Source organism: Enterobacter sp. DNB-S2 (genome assembly GCF_019443845.1).
In the GTDB taxonomy this organism is placed as follows: domain Bacteria; phylum Pseudomonadota; class Gammaproteobacteria; order Enterobacterales; family Enterobacteriaceae; genus Enterobacter; species Enterobacter asburiae_B.
Genome location: NZ_CP050520.1, coordinates 2,845,790 through 2,865,159 on the forward strand (window position 1 = coordinate 2,845,790; position 19,370 = coordinate 2,865,159).

At 55.6% G+C, this 19,370-nt stretch carries 20 protein-coding genes; 11 read left to right on the forward strand and 9 right to left on the reverse strand.

Annotated elements, in window-relative coordinates:
* Window positions 1-21 precede the first annotated feature (21 nt).
* The 3 genes from HB664_RS13550 to HB664_RS13560 form a co-directional block, all read right to left on the reverse strand.
* Complete coding sequence (locus HB664_RS13550; protein WP_023311651.1) at window positions 22-294, reverse strand: YqjD family protein; 273 nt, start codon at window positions 292-294, stop codon at window positions 22-24.
* A 119-nt stretch (window positions 295-413) separates the two neighbouring features.
* Window positions 414-1,082 carry an epoxyqueuosine reductase QueH gene (locus tag HB664_RS13555; RefSeq protein WP_023311652.1) on the reverse strand — a complete coding sequence of 223 codons (669 nt, stop codon included), beginning with the start codon at window positions 1,080-1,082 and terminating at the stop codon, window positions 414-416.
* A 124-nt stretch (window positions 1,083-1,206) separates the two neighbouring features.
* Window positions 1,207-1,683, reverse strand: coding sequence for a GNAT family N-acetyltransferase (locus HB664_RS13560; protein WP_219939615.1), 477 nt, complete (start codon window positions 1,681-1,683; stop codon window positions 1,207-1,209).
* Window positions 1,684-1,772: 89 nt separating this feature from the next.
* Here HB664_RS13560 and HB664_RS13565 point away from each other — a divergent pair, with 89 nt between their 5' ends.
* Window positions 1,773-2,702 (forward strand): LysR family transcriptional regulator, encoded by a 930-nt coding sequence (locus tag HB664_RS13565; protein ID WP_219939616.1) that lies wholly within the window; start codon window positions 1,773-1,775, stop codon window positions 2,700-2,702.
* Between the two features lie 51 nt (window positions 2,703-2,753).
* Here HB664_RS13565 and HB664_RS13570 read toward each other — a convergent pair whose 3' ends face one another.
* Window positions 2,754-3,620, reverse strand: a complete 867-nt coding sequence (locus HB664_RS13570) for a GyrI-like domain-containing protein (RefSeq protein WP_167819246.1) — start codon at window positions 3,618-3,620, stop codon at window positions 2,754-2,756.
* Window positions 3,621-3,844: 224 nt separating this feature from the next.
* Here HB664_RS13570 and HB664_RS13575 point away from each other — a divergent pair, with 224 nt between their 5' ends.
* The gene (locus tag HB664_RS13575) at window positions 3,845-4,150 is read left to right on the forward strand and encodes a hypothetical protein (RefSeq protein ID WP_033145489.1); all 306 of its coding nucleotides are present in this window, start codon (window positions 3,845-3,847) and stop codon (window positions 4,148-4,150) included.
* A gap of 120 nt (window positions 4,151-4,270) precedes the next feature.
* Here the strand turns inward: HB664_RS13575 and HB664_RS13580 are convergent, their stop codons facing one another.
* Window positions 4,271-5,185, reverse strand: coding sequence for a LysR family transcriptional regulator (locus HB664_RS13580; RefSeq protein ID WP_033145490.1), 915 nt, complete (start codon window positions 5,183-5,185; stop codon window positions 4,271-4,273).
* A gap of 169 nt (window positions 5,186-5,354) precedes the next feature.
* Between HB664_RS13580 and HB664_RS13585 the strand changes: the two genes are divergently transcribed.
* From HB664_RS13585 to HB664_RS13610, 6 genes are all read left to right on the forward strand, one after another.
* Window positions 5,355-6,677 carry an amidohydrolase family protein gene (locus HB664_RS13585; protein WP_219939617.1) on the forward strand — a complete coding sequence of 441 codons (1,323 nt, stop codon included), beginning with the start codon at window positions 5,355-5,357 and terminating at the stop codon, window positions 6,675-6,677.
* 201 nt (window positions 6,678-6,878) lie between these two features.
* Window positions 6,879-7,943 carry an arabinose transporter gene (locus HB664_RS13590; RefSeq protein WP_258235786.1) on the forward strand — a complete coding sequence of 355 codons (1,065 nt, stop codon included), beginning with the start codon at window positions 6,879-6,881 and terminating at the stop codon, window positions 7,941-7,943.
* A 55-nt stretch (window positions 7,944-7,998) separates the two neighbouring features.
* Window positions 7,999-8,769: an SDR family NAD(P)-dependent oxidoreductase gene (locus HB664_RS13595; RefSeq protein ID WP_219939619.1), complete on the forward strand. Its 771-nt coding sequence runs from the start codon at window positions 7,999-8,001 to the stop codon at window positions 8,767-8,769.
* 101 nt (window positions 8,770-8,870) lie between these two features.
* Window positions 8,871-9,146: a metal/formaldehyde-sensitive transcriptional repressor gene (locus HB664_RS13600; protein ID WP_003857256.1), complete on the forward strand. Its 276-nt coding sequence runs from the start codon at window positions 8,871-8,873 to the stop codon at window positions 9,144-9,146.
* A 31-nt stretch (window positions 9,147-9,177) separates the two neighbouring features.
* Window positions 9,178-10,296 carry an S-(hydroxymethyl)glutathione dehydrogenase/class III alcohol dehydrogenase gene (locus HB664_RS13605; protein ID WP_033146534.1) on the forward strand — a complete coding sequence of 373 codons (1,119 nt, stop codon included), beginning with the start codon at window positions 9,178-9,180 and terminating at the stop codon, window positions 10,294-10,296.
* A 160-nt stretch (window positions 10,297-10,456) separates the two neighbouring features.
* Entirely contained in the window at window positions 10,457-12,148 is a 1,692-nt protein-coding gene (locus tag HB664_RS13610) for a methyl-accepting chemotaxis protein (protein ID WP_219939620.1), read from the forward strand.
* A 48-nt stretch (window positions 12,149-12,196) separates the two neighbouring features.
* Here the strand turns inward: HB664_RS13610 and HB664_RS13615 are convergent, their stop codons facing one another.
* The 4 genes from HB664_RS13615 to HB664_RS13630 form a co-directional block, all read right to left on the reverse strand.
* The gene (locus HB664_RS13615) at window positions 12,197-14,578 is read right to left on the reverse strand and encodes a glucose/quinate/shikimate family membrane-bound PQQ-dependent dehydrogenase (RefSeq protein ID WP_045889296.1); all 2,382 of its coding nucleotides are present in this window, start codon (window positions 14,576-14,578) and stop codon (window positions 12,197-12,199) included.
* A gap of 704 nt (window positions 14,579-15,282) precedes the next feature.
* Entirely contained in the window at window positions 15,283-16,206 is a 924-nt protein-coding gene (locus tag HB664_RS13620) for a LysR substrate-binding domain-containing protein (RefSeq protein ID WP_033145495.1), read from the reverse strand.
* Between the two features lie 181 nt (window positions 16,207-16,387).
* Window positions 16,388-17,272 (reverse strand): SDR family oxidoreductase, encoded by an 885-nt coding sequence (locus HB664_RS13625; protein WP_033145496.1) that lies wholly within the window; start codon window positions 17,270-17,272, stop codon window positions 16,388-16,390.
* Between the two features lie 64 nt (window positions 17,273-17,336).
* Window positions 17,337-17,726, reverse strand: a complete 390-nt coding sequence (locus HB664_RS13630) for a YdeI family stress tolerance OB fold protein (RefSeq protein ID WP_039262530.1) — start codon at window positions 17,724-17,726, stop codon at window positions 17,337-17,339.
* 138 nt (window positions 17,727-17,864) lie between these two features.
* Between HB664_RS13630 and HB664_RS13635 the strand changes: the two genes are divergently transcribed.
* From HB664_RS13635 to HB664_RS13645, 3 genes are read left to right on the forward strand one after another with little or no spacing between them, the layout of a single operon-like run.
* The gene (locus tag HB664_RS13635; protein WP_047061163.1) at window positions 17,865-18,368 is read left to right on the forward strand and encodes a hypothetical protein; all 504 of its coding nucleotides are present in this window, start codon (window positions 17,865-17,867) and stop codon (window positions 18,366-18,368) included.
* A gap of 9 nt (window positions 18,369-18,377) precedes the next feature.
* Window positions 18,378-18,824 carry a DUF421 domain-containing protein gene (locus HB664_RS13640; protein ID WP_023311671.1) on the forward strand — a complete coding sequence of 149 codons (447 nt, stop codon included), beginning with the start codon at window positions 18,378-18,380 and terminating at the stop codon, window positions 18,822-18,824.
* Between the two features lie 11 nt (window positions 18,825-18,835).
* Window positions 18,836-19,354 (forward strand): 2-oxo-tetronate isomerase, encoded by a 519-nt coding sequence (locus HB664_RS13645; RefSeq protein WP_032657136.1) that lies wholly within the window; start codon window positions 18,836-18,838, stop codon window positions 19,352-19,354.
* Window positions 19,355-19,370: the final 16 nt, after the last annotated feature.

Sequence of the window (19,370 nt, forward strand, 5' to 3'; positions counted from 1 at the left end):
AAAGCCCCGAAGGGCCTTTTATTATTTTCGACCCAGCAGAAGGCCGAGAACAATACCGACCGCACCCGCTGCGACGAGGCCGGTGAGGGGGTTATTTCTGACAGCTTCAGTAACGTCGGAAACGGCATCGCTGGCCTGCGCGGCATATTTTTTGGCCGCACCTTTTACCTGATGCTTTGGTGAATCAACGAATTCACCAAACTGCTGCTGCGCGGAACCTGCAAGCTCATCAAATTTATTTTTTGCTTTATCTTCAGCAAACTGGGTGTTTTTATCAGTACCGAAATCAGACATTTTTGCCTCCTTTTGTTGATTATTAAAGGATAGCCGCTCTTTGTGGATGTGGGAGACGTTAGGCTAAATTCGGTACATATCAGGGCTGTTTTCGGATATATCTCTATACCGGGAACCCGTTATTTCTCATTGTCATCCTGACCGTAATACAGTTTCCCTATGCGAATCAGCGGGCGGCCCTGAGACTTACGATGCAGGTTACTGTCCCTGAGCGAATAAACGCACCCGCAGTATTCCTGCTGGTAAAACTGCTCCCGCTTGCTGATCTCAATCATGCGAGAGGAGCCGCCCTGTTTACGCCAGTTATAGTCCCAGTAAACCATACCCGGATAGCGCGCGGCAGCACGCTGGCCGCAGTCATTTATCTGCTGCATGTTTTTCCAGCGGGAGATCCCCAGCGAGCTGCTGATGACGCTGAATCCATTTTCTGCCGCATAGAGCGCCGTACGCTCGAAACGCATATCGAAGCACATGGTGCAGCGGACGCCACGCTCGGGTTCCCATTCCATGCCTTTCGCGCGCTCAAACCAGTTATCTGTATCGTAATCGGCATCAACAAACGGCACGCCGTGTTTTTCCGCAAAGCGAATATTCTCCTCCTTACGAATGAGGTATTCCTTCTGTGGATGGATATTGGGGTTGTAGAAGAAAATCGTGTAGTCAATCCCCGAAGCCTGGATAGCCTCCATCACTTCACCCGAGCAGGGGGCGCAGCAGGAGTGCAACAGCAGCCTGTCGGCACCGTCTGGCAGGGAAAGTTGTGGGCGGATAAAAGGGGCTGTCGTCATGGCGTTCTGCAATATGTTTATGAAATTTATGGAAGGGTAGCATAAATTCAGAATCTGTTGAGGCGGGATCAAGGCAGGACAGAGCGATCCCGCGGGGCGGGATCATCTCGGGTACCACGTGTCGTTATTCGGCAAATTTCAGCAGCGCGTCGCCATCAAGACGATAGCGAACCCATTCGGACTGCGGCAGCGCGCCTATGCTCAGGTAAAAATCAATGGCGGGCTGGTTCCAGTCCAGCACGCTCCATTCAAGGCGGCCGCACTGACGTTTTACCGCGAGCTGCGCGATATGTTTCAGCAGCGCTCTTCCCGAGCCTTTACCGCGATACTCCGGGGATACGTACAGGTCTTCCATGTAAATCCCGTTGCGTCCGAGCCAGGTCGAATAGCTGGTGAAGAACACGGCATAGCCGGCAGTCTTGCCTTCACACTCCGCGATCAACGCTTCGGTTTTTGTGCCTGCGCCAAAGAGCGTTTCGCGGATCTCCTCCGGCGTGGTAACCACTTCTTCCGGCGCTTTTTCATACACCGCCAGCTCGTAGATCATGGCGTATATTGCCGCCGCATCTTCGGGGCGGGCCTGACGAATGGTGATGCTCATTGTTTTTCCTTTGTTTTAGCCTGTGTTCGATTGATGGCGTTAAGCATACGGAGTATTGTCCGAAGAATTAAGTGCAATGAAATCAACAAATGATGAATATTATGCATCCGGTACTGAGGCGTCTTGATTTAAACCTGCTGCCCGTTTTCGACGCGATTTACCGCCACCGTTCCGTTCGGCTGGCCGCTGATGAGCTGGCGATGAGCACATCGGCACTGAGCCATGCGCTGTCGCGTTTGCGCATCACCCTGAATGACCCGCTCTTTTTTCGTGAAGGGCATCGCATGTCCCCCAGCGTGTATGCCACTCAGCTTGCGCCTTCCATTGCTTCCGCATTGTCGTTCCTCAATCATGAGCTGACCCCGCAGCCGGAGTTTGACCCGGCCAGCAGTACCGAAATCTTACAAATTGGGATTACGGACTTTACCGCGCTGTGCATTTTCCCGGCGCTGATGCACAAACTGCAGCTTGCTGCCCCGGGTTTGCGTTTCGAATTGCGCTATCTGCCGCACAGCCCGGCGCTGACGGAACTGCTGGCGGGCGAAGTGGATCTCGCGCTGGGGTTCAGCACTCAGGATGATATCCGGCACCCGGAACTGGAAGAGATCGACTGGTTTGAAGATGAGTATGTGGTCATCGGCAACGCGCGCCGGACTCGTCTGACGCTGGAGGATTATCTCGCGGCCCGTCATCTGGTGGTGACGCCATGGAATGAGAAGCAGGGCGTTCTGGACGTGCGGCTCGAACAGCTGGGCTATACCCGACAAATCGCGATCAAAACGCCGTCGATGTTGAGCGCGCCGTTTATCGTTGCGGAAAGCGACCTGCTGATGGCAATCCCCCGTTTTGCCGCTGAGAAGCTGGCTGCGGCAGCGGACCTGAGGATTTTTCCTTTACCGTTTTCGATACGCACGTTTGAAGTGAAAATTTACTCGCATAAACGCAGCGGCCAGCGGGGCGCAACGCGCTGGCTTAAGGATGAGCTGCAAACGCTGGCGCAGGCTGGCAGGGAACCGTAGGCCGGGCAAGCGCTGTGCCGCCCGGCAGAAATGGCGGTCAATAAGAGATAGTCACTTTAACGGCAGGTAGATATCGGTTTGCAGCGCATGTTCCGGCACTTCGTGAATAAAGTTGAGGTAGTGGAAAAATACCGGGGCGTCGCGCAGCGTTTCGCCGCTGGCCGGTAGCCAGTCGCGAAACATCGCCCACACCGTGGCGGAAATGGTATCCAGAGACCCCGTGTGACGGCCAACAGCATAACGTCCGCCGTCGATTTCGCCACTGCAAACCCCGAATTCATTTTCTGGTATCGCTTCAGAGATACTGCCGCAGATATCGAAACGAAAGGCGTCTGCGGGTGTGGTTGCCGGGTCATCCCAGGCAATACCAAACGTGCTGCTTTCGTGTACTGGCGATAGGCCCGTGGTTTTACGCCATGCAATAAATTTCGCCGCGCTGTCATTAACCCGATCCGGGCTACCACGGTGCTGCAGCATTGCCACTTGGGTCTGTGGGAAATCAACAATTTTAATTTCCATCGTTTTTTGCTCCTGGAAGGTCATTTTCGGTACGCGCTGGTGCCAGTTCAGCCAGTCCGGCTGCTGCCGAAACTGACGCGGGCTTTTTCCAAACGCGTTTCTGAAGGCGCGACTGAACGATTCAGGGCTCTGGAACCCGGCATCGAGCGCAATATCAATCACCTTATCCTGAGGATTAAACGCCAGTCGCCAGGACGCATGACGCAGGCGCAACCACTGAATATAGCGATACAAAGGCTGGCCGCTAAACGCCAGGAACTGCCGGTGAAAATGATAAGGCGAACAGCAGGCTAACGCGCTGAGCTTCTCCAGCGTAAGCGGTTCATCGAGATGTTGGGCGATATAGTCGCACACCGTCGTGAAGCGCTCGCGGTAAGCCGTTTTGATTGCATCGTACATTGCATCCTCCTGATGACCTACTTTGCCTCTCCGAACGGCCAAAATCCTGACCGATCTTGCTGATTATGGAGAGGGTATACTGGCGGTATATCGTTGTGCGGCATTAATCGTTCCGTCGTACCTATGATACTGCTGAATGAGGAATGAAGACTCACTTCCTATACTTATATTAGGTTTGTCATAATCCAAATTTTCTAAGCTACAAAATTTTATGAGAGGTAATGATGGAAAAGGACTTAAAGCCAGAACAAATCGAAATCATAAACCGTATTGTATTTGAGCAAATCGACAAGATGCAGGCCAGAGTAGCCGAAATAGTTGCTGAAACAGAGAGATCTACGCACCAGCAGCTGCAGGATAGCGGGATTGATATGACCGAATTTTATCCGGCTAATAAGGATTATTTGATGATGACTCTTGTTCAACACTTAATAGATCAAGTACATGGCGGCAATATGGTTCTTGCCCAAAAAATGATATCCATGGAAGCAAAACGGCTGAATATCAGCGTACATGTTGAGGCAGAGTAAATAATATCGAATAAGGAATAAATGAATGGGGTCATGTTTGTGAACAGACAAATTTCGTGAGTATCGCTGAGGCTATCAGCTGCTCGCCGCTAAAGTACGTCCAACAGCTGATAGTTTTTTTCAGTTCGCTTCATGATTTGCGCAAATTTCAGCGCAAAATTCCATAAAGGCTTCGACAGCAGCGGGGGGCAGTCGACGAGATGGCCGCGTGATATACAGCGGATAGGTTTCGCCTGGCCATTCCGGAAAAAGTTCGACCAGCATTCCGTCAGCGATCAATTGCGTGACGCTGAGTGAAAGTACCTGGGCAATACCAACACCACTTACGCAGGATTGCACCATCAGATCTACATCGGTTGTCGTCAAATGACCATGAGTATCAATAGCCAGTACTTCGCGATCGCGACGGAATTCCCACTCAAACGGTTTCCCGCGGCGAGGATCGATATACTGGATGCACTCATGCGTGACTAGTTCTTCAGGATGCGCAGGTCGACCATGCCGTTTCAGATATGCCGGTGATGCCACAGTGAGTACGCGCGTCTGAAAGAGCAATTTCGAAGAAATAGTTGAGGGGAGTTGCGGTCCGAAACGCACCGCAACATCTATACCCTCTGTCACAAGATCCCCTACGTCAGGCTGCTGCACTACTGTAAGTTCCAGTTCCGGGTGACGTTCGCGCAAAAGAGGCAGTTTCGGGGCCAAAATATAACGAGCGAAGATTGGATTAACGCTGACACGCAATGATCCTCGTACAGCAATGGCGGCACCGGATACGTAGCTTGCCGCAACCTCAATACCTTCAAGGTGTGGCGAGGCGCGCTCATACAAAGCCCGGCCTTCGTTCGTCAGGTTCATCGTACGCGTCGTACGGTTTAGCAAGCGCACTCCGAGCCTCTCTTCAAGACGATCTATCGATCTGCTCACGCCAGAAGCGGACAGTCCCAGCACCTCGCCAGCGCGACTGAAACTACCCGCCTCGACAACTGCGGCCAACACGCTCAATCCTGACAGTAGCCTTCCGTCAAAACTCATAGAGACTCACCTTTGAATTTATTCAAATATAATTTGCATAAAACTACCTTTATCAAAAATGGTGCGCAACCTATTGTGTCAGCCAATTCGTTGCCGGGCGCTATTTTACCCGTCTCCGGCTGGGCAAACCTCGCAACGAACGGCATCACTTAACCCTGAGGAATACGAAATGACAACGACGCGCACTCTTTTTAAAGGCGGCATCATCCTTACTCTGGATGCCGATATTCCCAACCTCTCCGTGGGCGATGTTCTCGTCCATGGCGACCGTATCGCAGCAGTGGGTCCGGATCTGCAGGCGGATGATGCCCAGGTGATCGATGCAACTGACCATATTGTAATGCCCGGCCTGGTGGATGCTCACCACCATATGTGGCTTGGCGTGATGCGCCGCATGATGCCAAATGTCGACGATCTTTTTGCTTACATTGATGTGGTCGCAGAGAAACTGGGCAAACATTATCGTCCTCTGGACATGTACCTGAGTACCAGGCTCTCGGCACTTGCCTCACTGGACGCTGGTATTACTACCATCATTGATGCCTGCCACAACTCGCGCAGCCCCGAGCATACTGATGCAGCATTAGATGCTCTAAAGGAAAGCGGCATCCGTGCGTTACATATGGTCGGTGCAGCAATGGATAAAGAAGCTTCGTCGGCGCATTTGCCTGCGGATTTGGAGCGACTGTCGCGAAGCTGGAATACAAATGACAGCCTGGTGCACGTTGGTCTGTTTGGTCAGCTCAATCTTGACTGGTGGAAGGTCGCTCGCAAACTCGACATGCGCATTCTGACCGAATTCATCGGCGATCTCGCCAATCTCGGCCCTGAGTTTGCCACGCCGGGCGTACTGGGCACACATAACATCTTCAACCACTGTTCAAGGGTTCCTCAGGATACCTGGAAGCTCCTGGCCGATTCAGGAGTGAACATCACGGTCAATCCACGGTCGGATGCGCTATTTGGCTTCGACGATGAAAGTTTTGCCTACCAGCAGGCTGTCGATCGCGGCTTGACCCCGGCATTGGGCATTGACCTTGATACTGCCTTTGGCAGCGATATGTTCGGGGAAATGCACGCTCTGTTCGGGCAACAGCGATCGGCTATGCGCTACCGTCGCTTCCGTGGTGAGGACAATGTGCCGTCCCCCATTACGGCCGAGGATGTCCTGAAAGCGGCAACGGTTAATGGCGCGCGTGCGGCCGGTTTGGAGGACCAGATTGGCACCCTTACGCCAGGCAAGCAGGCCGACATTATCATGGTTCGCACCAGCGGAGCCGCTGTTTTCCCGGTAACCAACGTCATTGGTACCGTCGTGCAGGCGATAGAGCGGTCTGATGTGGATACCGTGATGGTGGCCGGCCAGCTTCGTAAACGTGCGGGCAAGTTGGTGGATATTGATCTGGCGGCGCTCAGTACAGAGATAACCGTTTCTCGTGATTACCTGCTCAACGCCAGCGGCTATCACATCGATCTTTTTAAAGCATCCTGATGACAGAGCGGCCTTATACACCGGGCCGTTCAACCCTCTTAATCATATTTCATAAAGGATAATGACATGGGAGCCCTCGCCATAAAGCGGTTCGCGGAGGATAACACCCCGCGCGTCCTGCTTCCCCGCCCGGCAACGGGCGTTATTGCCGCACTTTTCTTTGGCTATTTGGCAGTCGGACTTCCACTGCCGGTGATTCCATTGTTCATCCATGGCCATCTCGGCTTCAGCAACCTCGTGGTGGGACTGGCGATCGGCATCCAGTTTCTGGCCACCGTCCTGACCCGCGGCTATGCCGGACGGCTTACAGACCAGCAGGGCGGTAAACGTTCTGCTCTCCAGGGAGCAATCCTTTCAGCGATAGCAGGGGCGCTGTATCTGGTGGCTTCGGTAACGGATTTATCGCCTGCTGCAACCCTTTGCATTGTTATCGCAGGTCGTCTGATGGCCGGTTTTGGCGAAAGTCAGTTCGTGACGGGATGTGTGTCTTGGGCCATTGCCTCAGTTGGTCCTCAGCGCGCCGGTATGTCCATGTCCTGGACCGGCATCGCGATGTTCGCGGCGCTGTCGATTGGTGCTCCTGTTGGCATGGCGTTATATCAGCATTACAGCCTCGCAATGGCGATGATTGCCTGTATTGCTGCACCGATGTTGGCCGCTCTGGTTGCATTTTGTACCCCATCATATATATCGCCTGGAGGTCCGCGACTGCCATTCCATCGCGTAGTAGGGCGCATCTGGCGCGAAGGGCTGGGATTAATGCTGCAGGGCGTTGGGTTGTCAGGACTAACCGCTTTTGCCTCGCTGTACTTTGCGGCACATCACTGGCAGAACGCCGGCCTGGTGATGACTGCGTTTGGTCTGGGTTTTATTTTCGTTCGCCTCGCCCTGGGGCATCTGCCAGACCAAATAGGCGGCTATCGCGTTGCAGTTTGGTCACTGGTGGTTGAAGCGCTAGGCCAGGCAATGCTGTGGTTGGGTTCAAACGAATGGATGGCACTTGCAGGTGCTCTGGTTACCGGACTGGGCTGTGCGCTGGTTTTCCCCGCACTGGGCGTCGAAGCCTTAAGACGTGTTCCACAAGCCAACCGCGGCAGCGCAATGGGCGCATTCGTTGCATTTCTGGATGTCGCTTATGGAATCGCCGGGCCAGTCGCTGGCCTGATCGCCGGTCAGTTTAGTTATGCCGCTGTGTATCTGTCTGGTGCGGTCTGTGCGCTGCTGGGGGCGCTGATTGCGAGCGCGTCTCGCATGCAGCAATCCTGAATAAACATTCGAGCCGGCAGCGCTTGCTGTCGGTTTACTAATCTGGAGAAATTATATGTCACGCATTTTCATCTCCGGTTCGTCCACAGGCCTGGGTCTGATGGCAGCCGAACTGCTGGTTCAACAAGGACATCAGGTTGTGTTGCACGCGCGTAATGCGAACCGTGCAGAAGATGCCCAACGCGCCTTACCGCAGGCTGAAGCCGTCGTTGTCGGTGACCTGGAGACAATGGAAGGTGCCAGGCAAACGGCATTACGTGTCAACGCCCTGGGACGCTTCGATGCCGTCATCCACAATGCTGCCGTTGGCTACAATGAAGCGTATCGCCTGACCCGCGACGGGCTGCCGCATGTTTTCGCGATCAACACGCTCTCGGCTTACATCCTCACCGCGTTGATTGAACGTCCACAGCGCCTCGTCTATCTGAGTTCGGGTATGCATCATCATGCCCGGGCAAACCTGGATGATATTCTCTGGCGCAAACGTCGCTGGAATGGCTCAGACGCCTATGCGGAGAGCAAATTGCACGACGCTATGCTGGCTTTTGCTATTGCGCGTCGATGGCGTGATGTGCGTAGTAACAGCCTCGAGCCTGGCTGGGTGCCGACAAAGATGGGAGGGCCGCATGCCCCGGACGATATGGACCAGGCGCACCTGACCCAGGCCTGGCTTGCCGCCAGCCGTGATTCTGAGGCTGACGTAACGGGGAAATATTTCTACCACATGAAGCGCATGACGGCTAATCCGCAGGCGCACGACGTTGTATTGCAGGAGCGTCTCATTGATATTTGTACCGAGATTTCAGGTATAGCGCTGCCGGAGTAATACGTAACGTTAACGAAATGCGCATTAACCATAAAAAACAGAGTGTTTACATCTTAAGGATAAAATAGGTACCATACCCCCCTATAGTATCAGGAGGGCGTATGCCGCATTCACCCGAAGATAAAAAACGTATTCTTACTCGCGTCCGCCGCATTCGGGGTCAGGTTGATGCCCTTGAACGCGCGCTGGAGTCGGGCGACCCCTGTCTGGCTATTTTGCAGCAAATCGCCGCCGTGCGCGGGGCTGCCAATGGCCTGATGGGCGAAATGGTTGAAATTCACCTCAAAGATGAGCTGGTGACGGGGGAAACCACGCCGGATCAGCGAGCCGTACGCATGGCAGAAGTCGGCCATTTGCTGCGCTCTTATCTAAAATAAACCCACACACCTGACAAAAAGGGAAGACATGATGAAATCTCGCGCTGCAGTTGCATTTGGTCCCGGCCAGCCGCTGAAAATCGTTGAAATCGACGTGGCACCGCCGAAGAAAGGCGAAGTGCTGATCAAAATCACCCATACCGGCGTGTGCCATACCGATGCGTTTACGCTCTCCGGTGACGATCCGGAAGGCGTCTTCCCGGCGGTGCTGGGTCATGAAGGCGGCGGGATTGTGGTGGAAGTGGGCGAGGGCGTGACCAGCCTGAAGCCTGGCGATCACGTTATCCCGCTGTACACCGCGGAGTGCGGCGAGTGTAAGTTCTGTAAATCCGGTAAAACCAACCTCTGCCAGGCGGTTCGCGCCACTCAGGGGAAAGGGCTGATGCCGGACGGTACCACCCGTTTCTCCTATAACGGCGAGCCTGTTTACCACTACATGGGCACCAGCACCTTCAGCGAGTACACCGTTTGCGCGGAAATTTCCCTGGCGAAGGTGAACCCGCAGGCGCCGCTGGATAAAGTCTGCCTGCTGGGCTGCGGCGTGACCACCGGTATTGGCGCGGTGCATAACACGGCAAAAGTCAAAGAGGGCGACACCGTGGCGGTGTTCGGTCTCGGCGGCATTGGTCTGGCGGTGATTCAGGGCGCGGTGCAGGCGAAGGCCGGGCGTATCATCGCGGTAGACACCAACCCGGAGAAATTCAGGCTGGCGGGTGAAATGGGCGCGACCGATTTCGTGAACCCGAAAGATCACGAAAAACCGATTCAGGACGTCATCGTTGAGATGACCGACGGCGGCGTTGACTTCAGCTTCGAATGTATCGGCAACGTGAACGTGATGCGTTCCGCACTCGAATGCTGCCACAAAGGCTGGGGCGAGAGCATCATCATTGGCGTGGCCGGCGCGGGCCAGGAGATTAAAACCCGTCCGTTCCAGCTGGTCACCGGTCGCGTATGGCGCGGTTCCGCGTTTGGCGGCGTGAAGGGCCGTACCCAGCTTCCGGGTATGGTTGAAGATGCTATGGTCGGCAAGATTCAGCTCGACCCGTTCATTACCCACCGTTTGCCGCTGGAGCAGATCAACGACGCGTTCGATCTGATGCACGAAGGAAAATCCATCCGTACTGTCATTCATTTCGGCGACAAGTAGCTCTTCTGCCAGCGGTTTTTCACCGCTGGCGTTTCTTTAATAATCTTCTCTAAAGTGTGACCAGTGCGGCGTTTTTAGCCGTAATCTAAATCTCTGCCGTGCCGATGACTATTTAACAGGCGTGTTTTTACGCATCTTACCTACAAGAGAGTCGACGGTCATGGACAACACTACTTCGATGCAGGCGCAGCGCAAGCTGAGCTTCTTGCATCACATCAGGCTGGTTCCGCTGTTTTCCTCCATTCTCGGTGGCATTATTCTTCTGTTCGCCTTGAGTTCGGGTCTGGCGGGGTATTTCCTGCTGCAGGCCGATAACGATCAGCAGGATGTCACGTCCGAAATTCAGGTGCGTATGGGGCTGTCGAACAGCTCAAACCATCTGCGTACCGCGCGTATCAATCTGATCCACGCCGGTGCGGCAAGCCGCATCGCGGAGATGGATGCGATGAAGCAGAACATCAGCGAGGCGGAAACGCGCATTAAGCAGTCCCAGGAGAGCTTTACCGCCTATATGAATCGTGCCGTGCGTACCGCTGAGGGTGCAGCGCTGGATGAGGATCTCAAGGCGCGGTACGACGCCTATATTGCGGGCATGCAGCCGATGGTGAAATTCGCCAAAAACGGCATGTTCGAAGCGATTATCAACCACGAAAACGAAACGGCGCGGCCGCTGGATGACGCTTATAACGCCGTGCTGCTGAAGGCGATTAAGATCCGCACCGAGCGTGCCAATGCGCTGACGGCGCAGGCGCACAGCCGCACGCAGCTGGGCCTGATGTTTATGGTGGGCGCGTTTGCGCTGGCGCTGGTGCTGACGGCGATGACCTTTGTCGTGCTGCGCCGCACGGTAATCAATCCTTTGCAGCGTGCAGCGAAACGTATCGAGAATATTGCCAAAGGCGACCTGACGATGCCGGACGACGTGGCCGGGCGCAGCGAAATTGGCCGCCTGACGCGCGATCTGCAAACCATGCAGCACTCGCTTGAAAACACGGTGGGCACCGTACGTCAGGGGGCGGAGGAGATCTACCGCGGCACGAGCGAGATTTCTGCCGGTAACACCGATCTCTCTTCGCGCACCGAGCAGCAGGCCGCCGCCATTGAGCAAACCGCCGCAAGCATGGAACAGCTGACCGCGACGGTGAAACAGAACGCCGATAACGCCCATCATGCCAGCAAGCTGGCGGAAGATGCCTCCGGGAAAGCCAGCCGCGGCGGACAGATGGTCTCCGGCGTGGTCAAAACCATGGGCAATATCTCCACCAGTTCGAAAAAAATCTCCGAGATCACCGCCGTCATCAACAGCATTGCGTTCCAGACCAATATCCTGGCGCTTAACGCGGCGGTAGAAGCGGCGCGGGCGGGCGAGCAGGGGCGCGGTTTTGCCGTGGTGGCAAGCGAAGTCCGAACCCTTGCAAGCCGCAGTGCGAATGCCGCAAAAGAGATCGAAAGCCTGATTAACGAATCGGTCTCGCTGATCGACCAGGGCTCCGGTGAGGTTGTGGCTGCCGGTAACACCATGAATGAAATCGTCGAAGCGGTTAAACGCGTGACCGACATCATGCTGGAGATTGCCGCCGCGTCCGATGAGCAGAGCCGCGGTATCGTGCAGGTGAGCCAGGCGATTTCTGAGATGGATAAAGTGACCCAGCAGAACGCCTCGCTGGTGGAAGAAGCCTCTGCGGCCGCCGCGTCTCTGGAAGAACAGGGCGCGCGTTTGACCGAGACGGTCGGCGCGTTTCGTCTGAGCAGTACAAAGCCAGGCCGCGCGGTGATGTCTGCGCCAGTATCGAAGAACGCGCCGTTGCGTCCGGCGGCGACGGTTTCCGGGGATAACTGGGAGACGTTCTGAGTCGCCACCGGGCAAAAAAAAGGGACCTTTCGGTCCCTTTTTCACATCTTATTGCTTATCGGGTAACGCGTACGCGATAACGTAATCCCCGCGATCCGGCGACTGTCGGGCGCCCCCGGCGTTGATGATGATGTACTGCTTACCGGTTTTCGGCGACACGTAGGTCATCGGGCCGGACTGGCTGCCGACCGGCAGACGGTCTTTCCAGATCTCTTTCCCGGTGGCGGTATCAAACGCGCGCAGGTAGAAATCCTGCGTGCCGGCGAAGAACAGCAGGCCGGACTGGGTAGAGAGCGATGCGCCCAGCGTCGGCATGCCGATTGGGATTGGCATGTGCATACGAATGCCCAGCGGCCCGGTATCTTCCACCGTGCCGACAGGTACCTGCCACACCAGCTTGCCGGTTTTCAGGTCAACGGCCGACATGGTGCCGAACGGCGGCTTCTGGCACGGAATGCCCAGCGGCGACAGGAAGCGTTCGCGCATCGCGCCGAACGGCGTGCCGTCCATCGGTACGATGCCCATCTCGATGCCGCTGGCGTTTTTCGCCACGTTAGCGCGCGGCACCATGTAGTTTGCCAGGCCCAGGCGCATATCGTTGACGAACATCAGGCTGTTGTTCGGGTCAACGGAGACGCTGCCCCAGTTCATCCCGCCGAGAGAGCCAGGGAACTGCAGGGAACGGTCGAGACCCGGCGGGGTGAAGACGCCCTGATGACGCATCTCTTTAAACTGAATACGGCACAGCAGCAGGTCGACAGGCGTCGCCCCCCACATGTCGGATTCGGTCAGCGTCTGGTTGCCAATCATCGGCATGCCCACGGAATACGGCTGGGTCGGAGAGTAGCGTTCACCCTCAACGTTACCCGCCGGGACAGGACGTTCTTCTACCTTCGCCACCGGCTTGCCGGTTTCGCGGTTAAGCATGAAGATCATGCCCTGCTTGCTGGTCTGCACCAGCACGGGCGTGGTGCCGCCCTTACCGTCGGGCAGGTCGTACAGCAGCGGCTGGGAAGGCAGGTCAAAGTCCCACAGGTCGTGGTGGGTCGTCTGGAAATGCCAGCGCACCTGACCGGTGGTCGCGTCGACGGCGACGATGGAGGAACTGTACTTATCGTCCAGCGCGGTACGTTCGCCCGCCCAGAAGTCCGGGGTGGCGTTGCCGGTTGGCAGGTAGATCAGGTTCAGCTTAGCGTCGTAAGACATTGCTGACCAGACGTTCGGCGTGCCGCGGGTGTAGGTCTGGCCTTCCGGCGGCAGGCCGGTCAGTTTTGGATTACCCGGATCCCACGCCCACGCCAGCTTACCGGTGTGAACGTCGTAGGCGCGCACCACGCCCGGCGGTTCGCCGGTGGAGTAGTTATCCGCGACGCGACCGCCGACGACAACGACATTCCCGGCGACCAGCGGCGTGGAGGTTTGCTGATAATACCCGGGCTTGATTTCGCCCATGCCGACGCTCAGATCCACGGTGCCATGGTCGCCAAAGTCTTCGCAGACCTTGCCGGTATCCGCGTTGATGGCAATCAGGCGGGCGTCGGTGGTCGGCAGGAACAGGCGGCGAGGGCATGCCGCAGGCGGTGTCTCTGCCTGTGACGTTGTCACGCTGGAATGGTCTTCAAAATAGCCCAGACCGCGGCAGCGCTGCCAGTTAGGCGCCGTGGCTTTGGAATCGTAGCGCCATTTTTCTTTGCCGGAATCCACGTCCAGCGCCAGCACTTTACTGTACGGGGTACAAACGTACAGCGTGTCGCCAATTTGCAATGGCGTGTTCTGATCTTCCGCGCCGGAGCCGTTGCTCTGCGGAATATCGCCGGTGTGCGCAACCCATGCGACTTTCAGATCGCGGACGTTTTGCTTGTTAATCTGGTCCAGCGCGGCGAAACGGTCGCCGTGGGTGGTGTTACCCCAGTGCGCCCAGTTCTTTTGCTGCTCGCCGGGGGCGACGGGTTTCACCGGAACGGGCTCGTTCGCTGCCACGAGGGTCTGCGGCTTAAACATCCAGCCCAGGCTGACCAGCATCGCCACCGCGAGCACGGCCGCGACGCCAAAAGCGGGCGCCTTGTTCGCAACGCTGTGGTTTGCCGCGCGCAGGAAAGGCCAGACGATGGCGCAGAGGAAGGCCAGTACGGCAAAGGTAAACAGGCGAGAGAAGAGCGGCCAGAAATCCCAGCCCGCATCGCCTACCGCCCAGAACAGCGAGGCAATAAAGGCGATGCCGTAAAGTACGATCCCGCTGCTGCGATTGAGGAAAATCAGGATCGCGGCAATCACCATCACCGCGCCCATTATCAGGAAGTATCCACTTCCGCCTACGGTGACGAGCTTAAAGCCCAGCCCGCCGACTGCCAGACCGATGAGCAACATCAGTCCGGCAAGGAGCCACTGCAGGATACGCGGTATCCCACGTGGCGCGCTGCCAAATGCCATTTCTGTCTCCTTAAGATCCCCCCGTCGTGCTGGGTGTGTACCAGTTGGGTAATAAATGCGGAGGGAAGAATGATTAATACGGGTGAATTCGGAGTTGTAAAATTATTTACGAACCATTTGGTGAATTCGTCGCTATGATAAAACTGTTAAATTGTTTTACGCAATTGTTAATGAATGATTTCGCATTAATTGATTAGCGCGCAAGACGGCCCCTCTCCCTTGAGGGAGAGGGCTGGGGTGAGGGGGAACATACGGCTGTGGTGGTCATTCCGTTCACTTTATGTTTCTTGCTACTCTGTAACGACATGGCCTGTGAACGTGCCAGGGCGGCTCAATCGCCACCGCCCTGGCAACCCGGGCTCCCGGCGGTAAATCGCCGCTTCGCGGATTGCTCGCCCCATCCCTGGGGCTCACCCTTTCAGGGCCAGCGCAGGCGCTGTCCAAAATTGCTCCCGGCAATTTTGTCCTCAGCTTATTCCTTCAGGCTATCGGGTCGGGCATGAGCCTGCATCCCACGCCCTCTCGGCGCATCCCTGCGCCTCGCCCCGGCCTTGCGGAAACGCTTCGGCGATTTACAGCCGGACCAGAGCGTCGCTGTAAGTTCTTCATTTTCCTGAGGCAATATTTATCGCTTCGGGTGGAAAAATGGCTGGTGAACCCTCGCCCCGTTGGGGAGAGGGTTAGAATGAGGAGGGCGAAAGTTGTCAGACCGGCATTGATTTACGGATAGCGCTCAGCAGCGTCTGCGCGCCCGTTGAAAGCGGCGTGTCTACGCGGGTCAAAATGCCGATAGGTTCACCGGGGCCGGGGGAGGTAATCGGCAGGGCGATCAGCGTTCCCTGGCGCAAATCGTCTTTCACCGCGCCGGAGGGGACGAACCAGACGTAGTCATAATCCAGCGTAAGCTGGCGTGAAAGCGAGGCCGACAGCGTTTCGATACATCCTGAGGGCAGCGTACACCCCTGCATTTGCAGCAAGGTTTCGGCGGTCTGGCGGGGAACGGTCCCTTTTGGGCAGACCACTACCGGCCACTCCATCACGCGGCTTAACGTGACCGTGTCCTGCAGCAGGGGGTGATCGGGACGAACCACCAGCTTCAGAGACTCCAGGAACAGCAGTTCATAGTTGAGGCCGCCCATCAGCTCAGGGTCGGACATGCGGCCGATTCCGAGATCCAGTTCGCCGGATTTCAGCCCCGCGAGCAGCATGGTGTTATTCATGGTGGCGACCTGAATCGTGGTATGCCGCTGCTGCTTGTGGAACTGGCCGATAACGGGCGGAAGAATGCCCAGCGCCGCGGTAGGCAGAGCGCCCACGCGCACCACCTCACTGGATTGCTCTTCTTTTCGGTGCAGGGACTGGCCTGCGGTATTGAGCGCATCCAGCACTTTAACGGCGTGCGTGAGGAACTGTTCGCCCACGATGGTAAGCTGCGCCCCCAGCCGGCCGCGGTCAAAAAGACGGGCACCGGTCAGCTGTTCCAGCTCGTTGAGGGTTTTTGAGAGCGCAGGCTGGCTCAGGTTGAGAGTTTCAGCCGCACGCCCCAGCGTTCCCTGTTGAGCGACGGCCACAAATGTATGCAAATGGCGCAAGCGTATGCGCTGACTGAACAGACCATTTTTTTCCATAGGCGATGTTAAAAACAGAGCGATGCGGGTGACAAGTTAAGTTGTTTAATTTTGATAACCTGATAGCAAAATATTTTTAACATTTGATCTGTTTGAGTTACAACATGTTTTTTGGCGGGGGAATAAAAGCGAACATCCTTGTTCGTTTATTGCTCACTGCGGAGGGGTATCGTCTACCGGTTTAGATCACGCCGTCGCCGCCATCGGAGCACCACACCTGGCCGGACGTAAATGAACATTCATCCGAGGCCAGCGTGACGTACAGCGGGGCAATCTCAACGGGCTGGCCCGGACGTCCCAGCGGGGTGTCGCCACCGAACTCCTTCACTTTTTCCATCGGCTGCCCGCCGCTGGACTGCAGCACCGTCCAGTAAGGGCCTGGAGCGACCGCGTTGACGCGAATGCCTTTCGGACCCAGCTGTTTGGCTAAGGACTTGGTGAATACCGCCAGACAGGCTTTCGTCTGGGCATAGTCCAGCAACACGGGGCTGGGCTTCACCGCCTGAACGGAGGAGGTATTAATGATAACGGACGACGCTTTCAGGTGGCGCAGCGCCGCCTTGGTGATCCAGAACGGAGCGTAAACGTTGGTTTTAAACGTTGCGTCAAAATCTTCCGTGGTCAGTTCCTCAAGCGATTCACGGAACTGCTGACGGCCGGCGTTGTTGACCAGAATGTCCAGCCCGCCCAGTTTCGACACGGCTTCTTCGACCAGATTCTGACAGAAGGTTTCGTCCCGGACGTCACCCGGCAACGCGATGGCCTTGCGGCCTTCCGCTTCGATCAGCTCGATGACCTCAGCGGCGTCTTTTTCCTCTTCAGGCAGGTAGTTAATGGCAACGTCAGCGCCTTCACGCGCATAGGCGATAGCGACCGCGCGACCAATGCCGGAGTCTCCGCCGGTAATTAGCGCTTTTTTGCCGGCAAGGCGGCCATGTCCTTTATAGCTTTGTTCCCCGTGGTCGGGTACGGGCTGCATTTCGGATGCCAGTCCCGGCGGCGTCTGCGGCTGTTCCGGGAACGGGGGCTGCGGGTAAGCGTTCGTACGTTGTTTAGTATCACTCATAGCTGACTCCTTAAGCCAAGGGGTGAGATTTGATGGATAACTGCAGCGTTAACGCTTCGCTGAATTATTTCTGCAAACGATCAACACGTACGACGGCAGGAGATGATTTTTTATCAAGCGAACCGTTGATACTAATCATCTGGTCGGGTTTTACCGTTCTGCCGTCGAAGACTGCCTGGGGAATAATAACGTCGATTTTTCCGGTTTTATCCTGAAATACAAACTTATCGCCGCTACCGTCAATAAGATTACCGCGTAATGAAATTGTCGCACCATCGTGCAATTCTTTTGCCTGCCTGATGGTCATAATACGCGCGTCGTCGGTTCCGCGATATCCGCTATCAAGCGCGTGGGGAGGCGGTGGCGCTTCGCCTTTTTGTAAACCCCCGTTATTATCTGCCCATGCGGCCGGAACCAGAAATATCAATAAAGCGGAAATAAGTGATAATTTCATCCGATATCCTTCATTTTGCGTGTCTTGACTTATTAAGTATTGTTGCTATTCCTTTATGTGGCAAATGTGATAAGTCCTAAAAACATTCGCGTTAGAAATCAAAATTATCGGATAATAAGCGAAACGGTGACGATGACCATGAAGCGTGAAAATGAAAAGTTACCCGGGATAGATGAGAGTTATCGTTTGCTGACGTTTGAATACGCGTTTCGTCAGGTGGGTTTTATTGTTCTGCTGGGTATTATCGTCGCGGCGATTGCCGGTCTGTTTTCAAGCGGAATGGTTAGCGACACGGTCAAAACGAATTCCGCTAAATCACTCACCATAGACTATGAACGCTTTGGACGACGGGAGACAGAGACGCGGATGGCGCTCGCGTTTCCGGTGCAGGACGAGGGGAAGTATGTCCTCAGCATGACCAGCGAGAGCAGCGATGCGTATGAGCCAGGCAGCGTCTGGCCGCAGCCGGACGCTATGTTCAGCCGCGGGAAGACTCTCTATTTTGTCTATAACAACCTGAAAAAAACAGACAGCTTCTCCGTGTTACTCTTCACGACACCTTCCAGAGCCGGTAAATGGAACACCGTCATCCGCGTCAACAGCGAGCCGGAAATTAACATCTGGCAATTTATTTACCCCTAGGAGGCTGATATGGATATGGTCTTTCGCGCGCTGGCTATTTATCTGTTCCTCGTGGTGGTATTTAAAGTGGCCGGGCGTCGCGCGCTGCTGCAGATGACCAGCTTCGATCTCATTCTGCTTCTGATAATTAGTGAAGCCACGCAGCAGGCGCTTCTCGGACAGGATTTTTCCGTTACCGGCGCGATGATTACCATTACCACGCTGGTGGTGGTCGATATTATATTCGGGTTGATGAAGAAATATTTCTCGCCGGTGGAGAATATTCTGGATGGCACTCCTGTTATTCTGGTTGAGAACGGCGTGCCGTTAGCCGATAAACTGAAAAAAGTTGACGTGTCCTGTGATGATATTCTGGTGTCAGCGCGCCAAAATAATGGCATTACGGAAATAAGCGACATTAAATATGCCATACTTGAGCGCAATGGGCATATTTCAATCATTCCTTTCGAGAAATAAGAGGCGGCAAGATGAGCAATCTTTTTCACGACAGCAATAATACCGTGGGTGAACTGACGAAAAAGCTGGCGAGCAAATTAACCGATCTCGGGCTTCGCTTAACCACCGCGGAATCCTGCACGGGCGGAAAGCTCTCGGTGGCGCTTTGCGCAGAGGAAAACACCGCCGAATTTTATGATGTTGGGCTTGTCGTGTTCAGCGATGAAGCTAAAGCGCGGATCCTCGGCGTGCGTCCCGAGACGCTTGAGCGGTTTACGGCCGTGAGCGAGCAGACGGTAACCGAAATGGCCGCCAGTATCCGCGACATCGCCCAGGCGGATATCAGCATCGCCATCAGCGGCTACGCGGGTCCGGAAGGGGGCGACGACGGCACGGCGGCGGGGACGGTCTGCTTCGCGTGGAACATACGCGGCGAGACGAAGACCCGCACCGTGCTTTTCTCCGGTGACTGTCAGGATGTGGTCGAAAAAGCGGTGCATTACTCGCTGGCTGAACTGGTGACAACCTTGTCGGACGGGAATAACGGATAAACTCACGTGGAGGTTC

Bases quoted from the DNA above. Each gene is read 5' to 3' on its own strand.
- HB664_RS13580 (WP_033145490.1), bottom strand. From the start codon at position 5,185: ATGAGTTTTGACGGAAGGCTACTGTCAGGATTGAGCGTGTTGGCCGCA.
- HB664_RS13645 (WP_032657136.1), top strand. From the start codon at position 18,836: ATGAGCAATCTTTTTCACGACAGCAATAATACCGTGGGTGAACTGACG.
- HB664_RS13595 (WP_219939619.1), top strand. From the start codon at position 7,999: ATGTCACGCATTTTCATCTCCGGTTCGTCCACAGGCCTGGGTCTGATG.
- HB664_RS13605 (WP_033146534.1), top strand. From the start codon at position 9,178: ATGAAATCTCGCGCTGCAGTTGCATTTGGTCCCGGCCAGCCGCTGAAA.
- HB664_RS13640 (WP_023311671.1), top strand. From the start codon at position 18,378: ATGGATATGGTCTTTCGCGCGCTGGCTATTTATCTGTTCCTCGTGGTG.
- HB664_RS13630 (WP_039262530.1), bottom strand. From the start codon at position 17,726: ATGAAATTATCACTTATTTCCGCTTTATTGATATTTCTGGTTCCGGCC.
- HB664_RS13600 (WP_003857256.1), top strand. From the start codon at position 8,871: ATGCCGCATTCACCCGAAGATAAAAAACGTATTCTTACTCGCGTCCGC.
- HB664_RS13620 (WP_033145495.1), bottom strand. From the start codon at position 16,206: ATGGAAAAAAATGGTCTGTTCAGTCAGCGCATACGCTTGCGCCATTTG.
- HB664_RS13550 (WP_023311651.1), bottom strand. From the start codon at position 294: ATGTCTGATTTCGGTACTGATAAAAACACCCAGTTTGCTGAAGATAAA.
- HB664_RS13565 (WP_219939616.1), top strand. From the start codon at position 1,773: ATGATGAATATTATGCATCCGGTACTGAGGCGTCTTGATTTAAACCTG.
- HB664_RS13615 (WP_045889296.1), bottom strand. From the start codon at position 14,578: ATGGCATTTGGCAGCGCGCCACGTGGGATACCGCGTATCCTGCAGTGG.
- HB664_RS13555 (WP_023311652.1), bottom strand. From the start codon at position 1,082: ATGACGACAGCCCCTTTTATCCGCCCACAACTTTCCCTGCCAGACGGT.
- HB664_RS13575 (WP_033145489.1), top strand. From the start codon at position 3,845: ATGGAAAAGGACTTAAAGCCAGAACAAATCGAAATCATAAACCGTATT.
- HB664_RS13585 (WP_219939617.1), top strand. From the start codon at position 5,355: ATGACAACGACGCGCACTCTTTTTAAAGGCGGCATCATCCTTACTCTG.
- HB664_RS13570 (WP_167819246.1), bottom strand. From the start codon at position 3,620: ATGTACGATGCAATCAAAACGGCTTACCGCGAGCGCTTCACGACGGTG.
- HB664_RS13635 (WP_047061163.1), top strand. From the start codon at position 17,865: ATGAAGCGTGAAAATGAAAAGTTACCCGGGATAGATGAGAGTTATCGT.
- HB664_RS13560 (WP_219939615.1), bottom strand. From the start codon at position 1,683: ATGAGCATCACCATTCGTCAGGCCCGCCCCGAAGATGCGGCGGCAATA.
- HB664_RS13625 (WP_033145496.1), bottom strand. From the start codon at position 17,272: ATGAGTGATACTAAACAACGTACGAACGCTTACCCGCAGCCCCCGTTC.
- HB664_RS13610 (WP_219939620.1), top strand. From the start codon at position 10,457: ATGGACAACACTACTTCGATGCAGGCGCAGCGCAAGCTGAGCTTCTTG.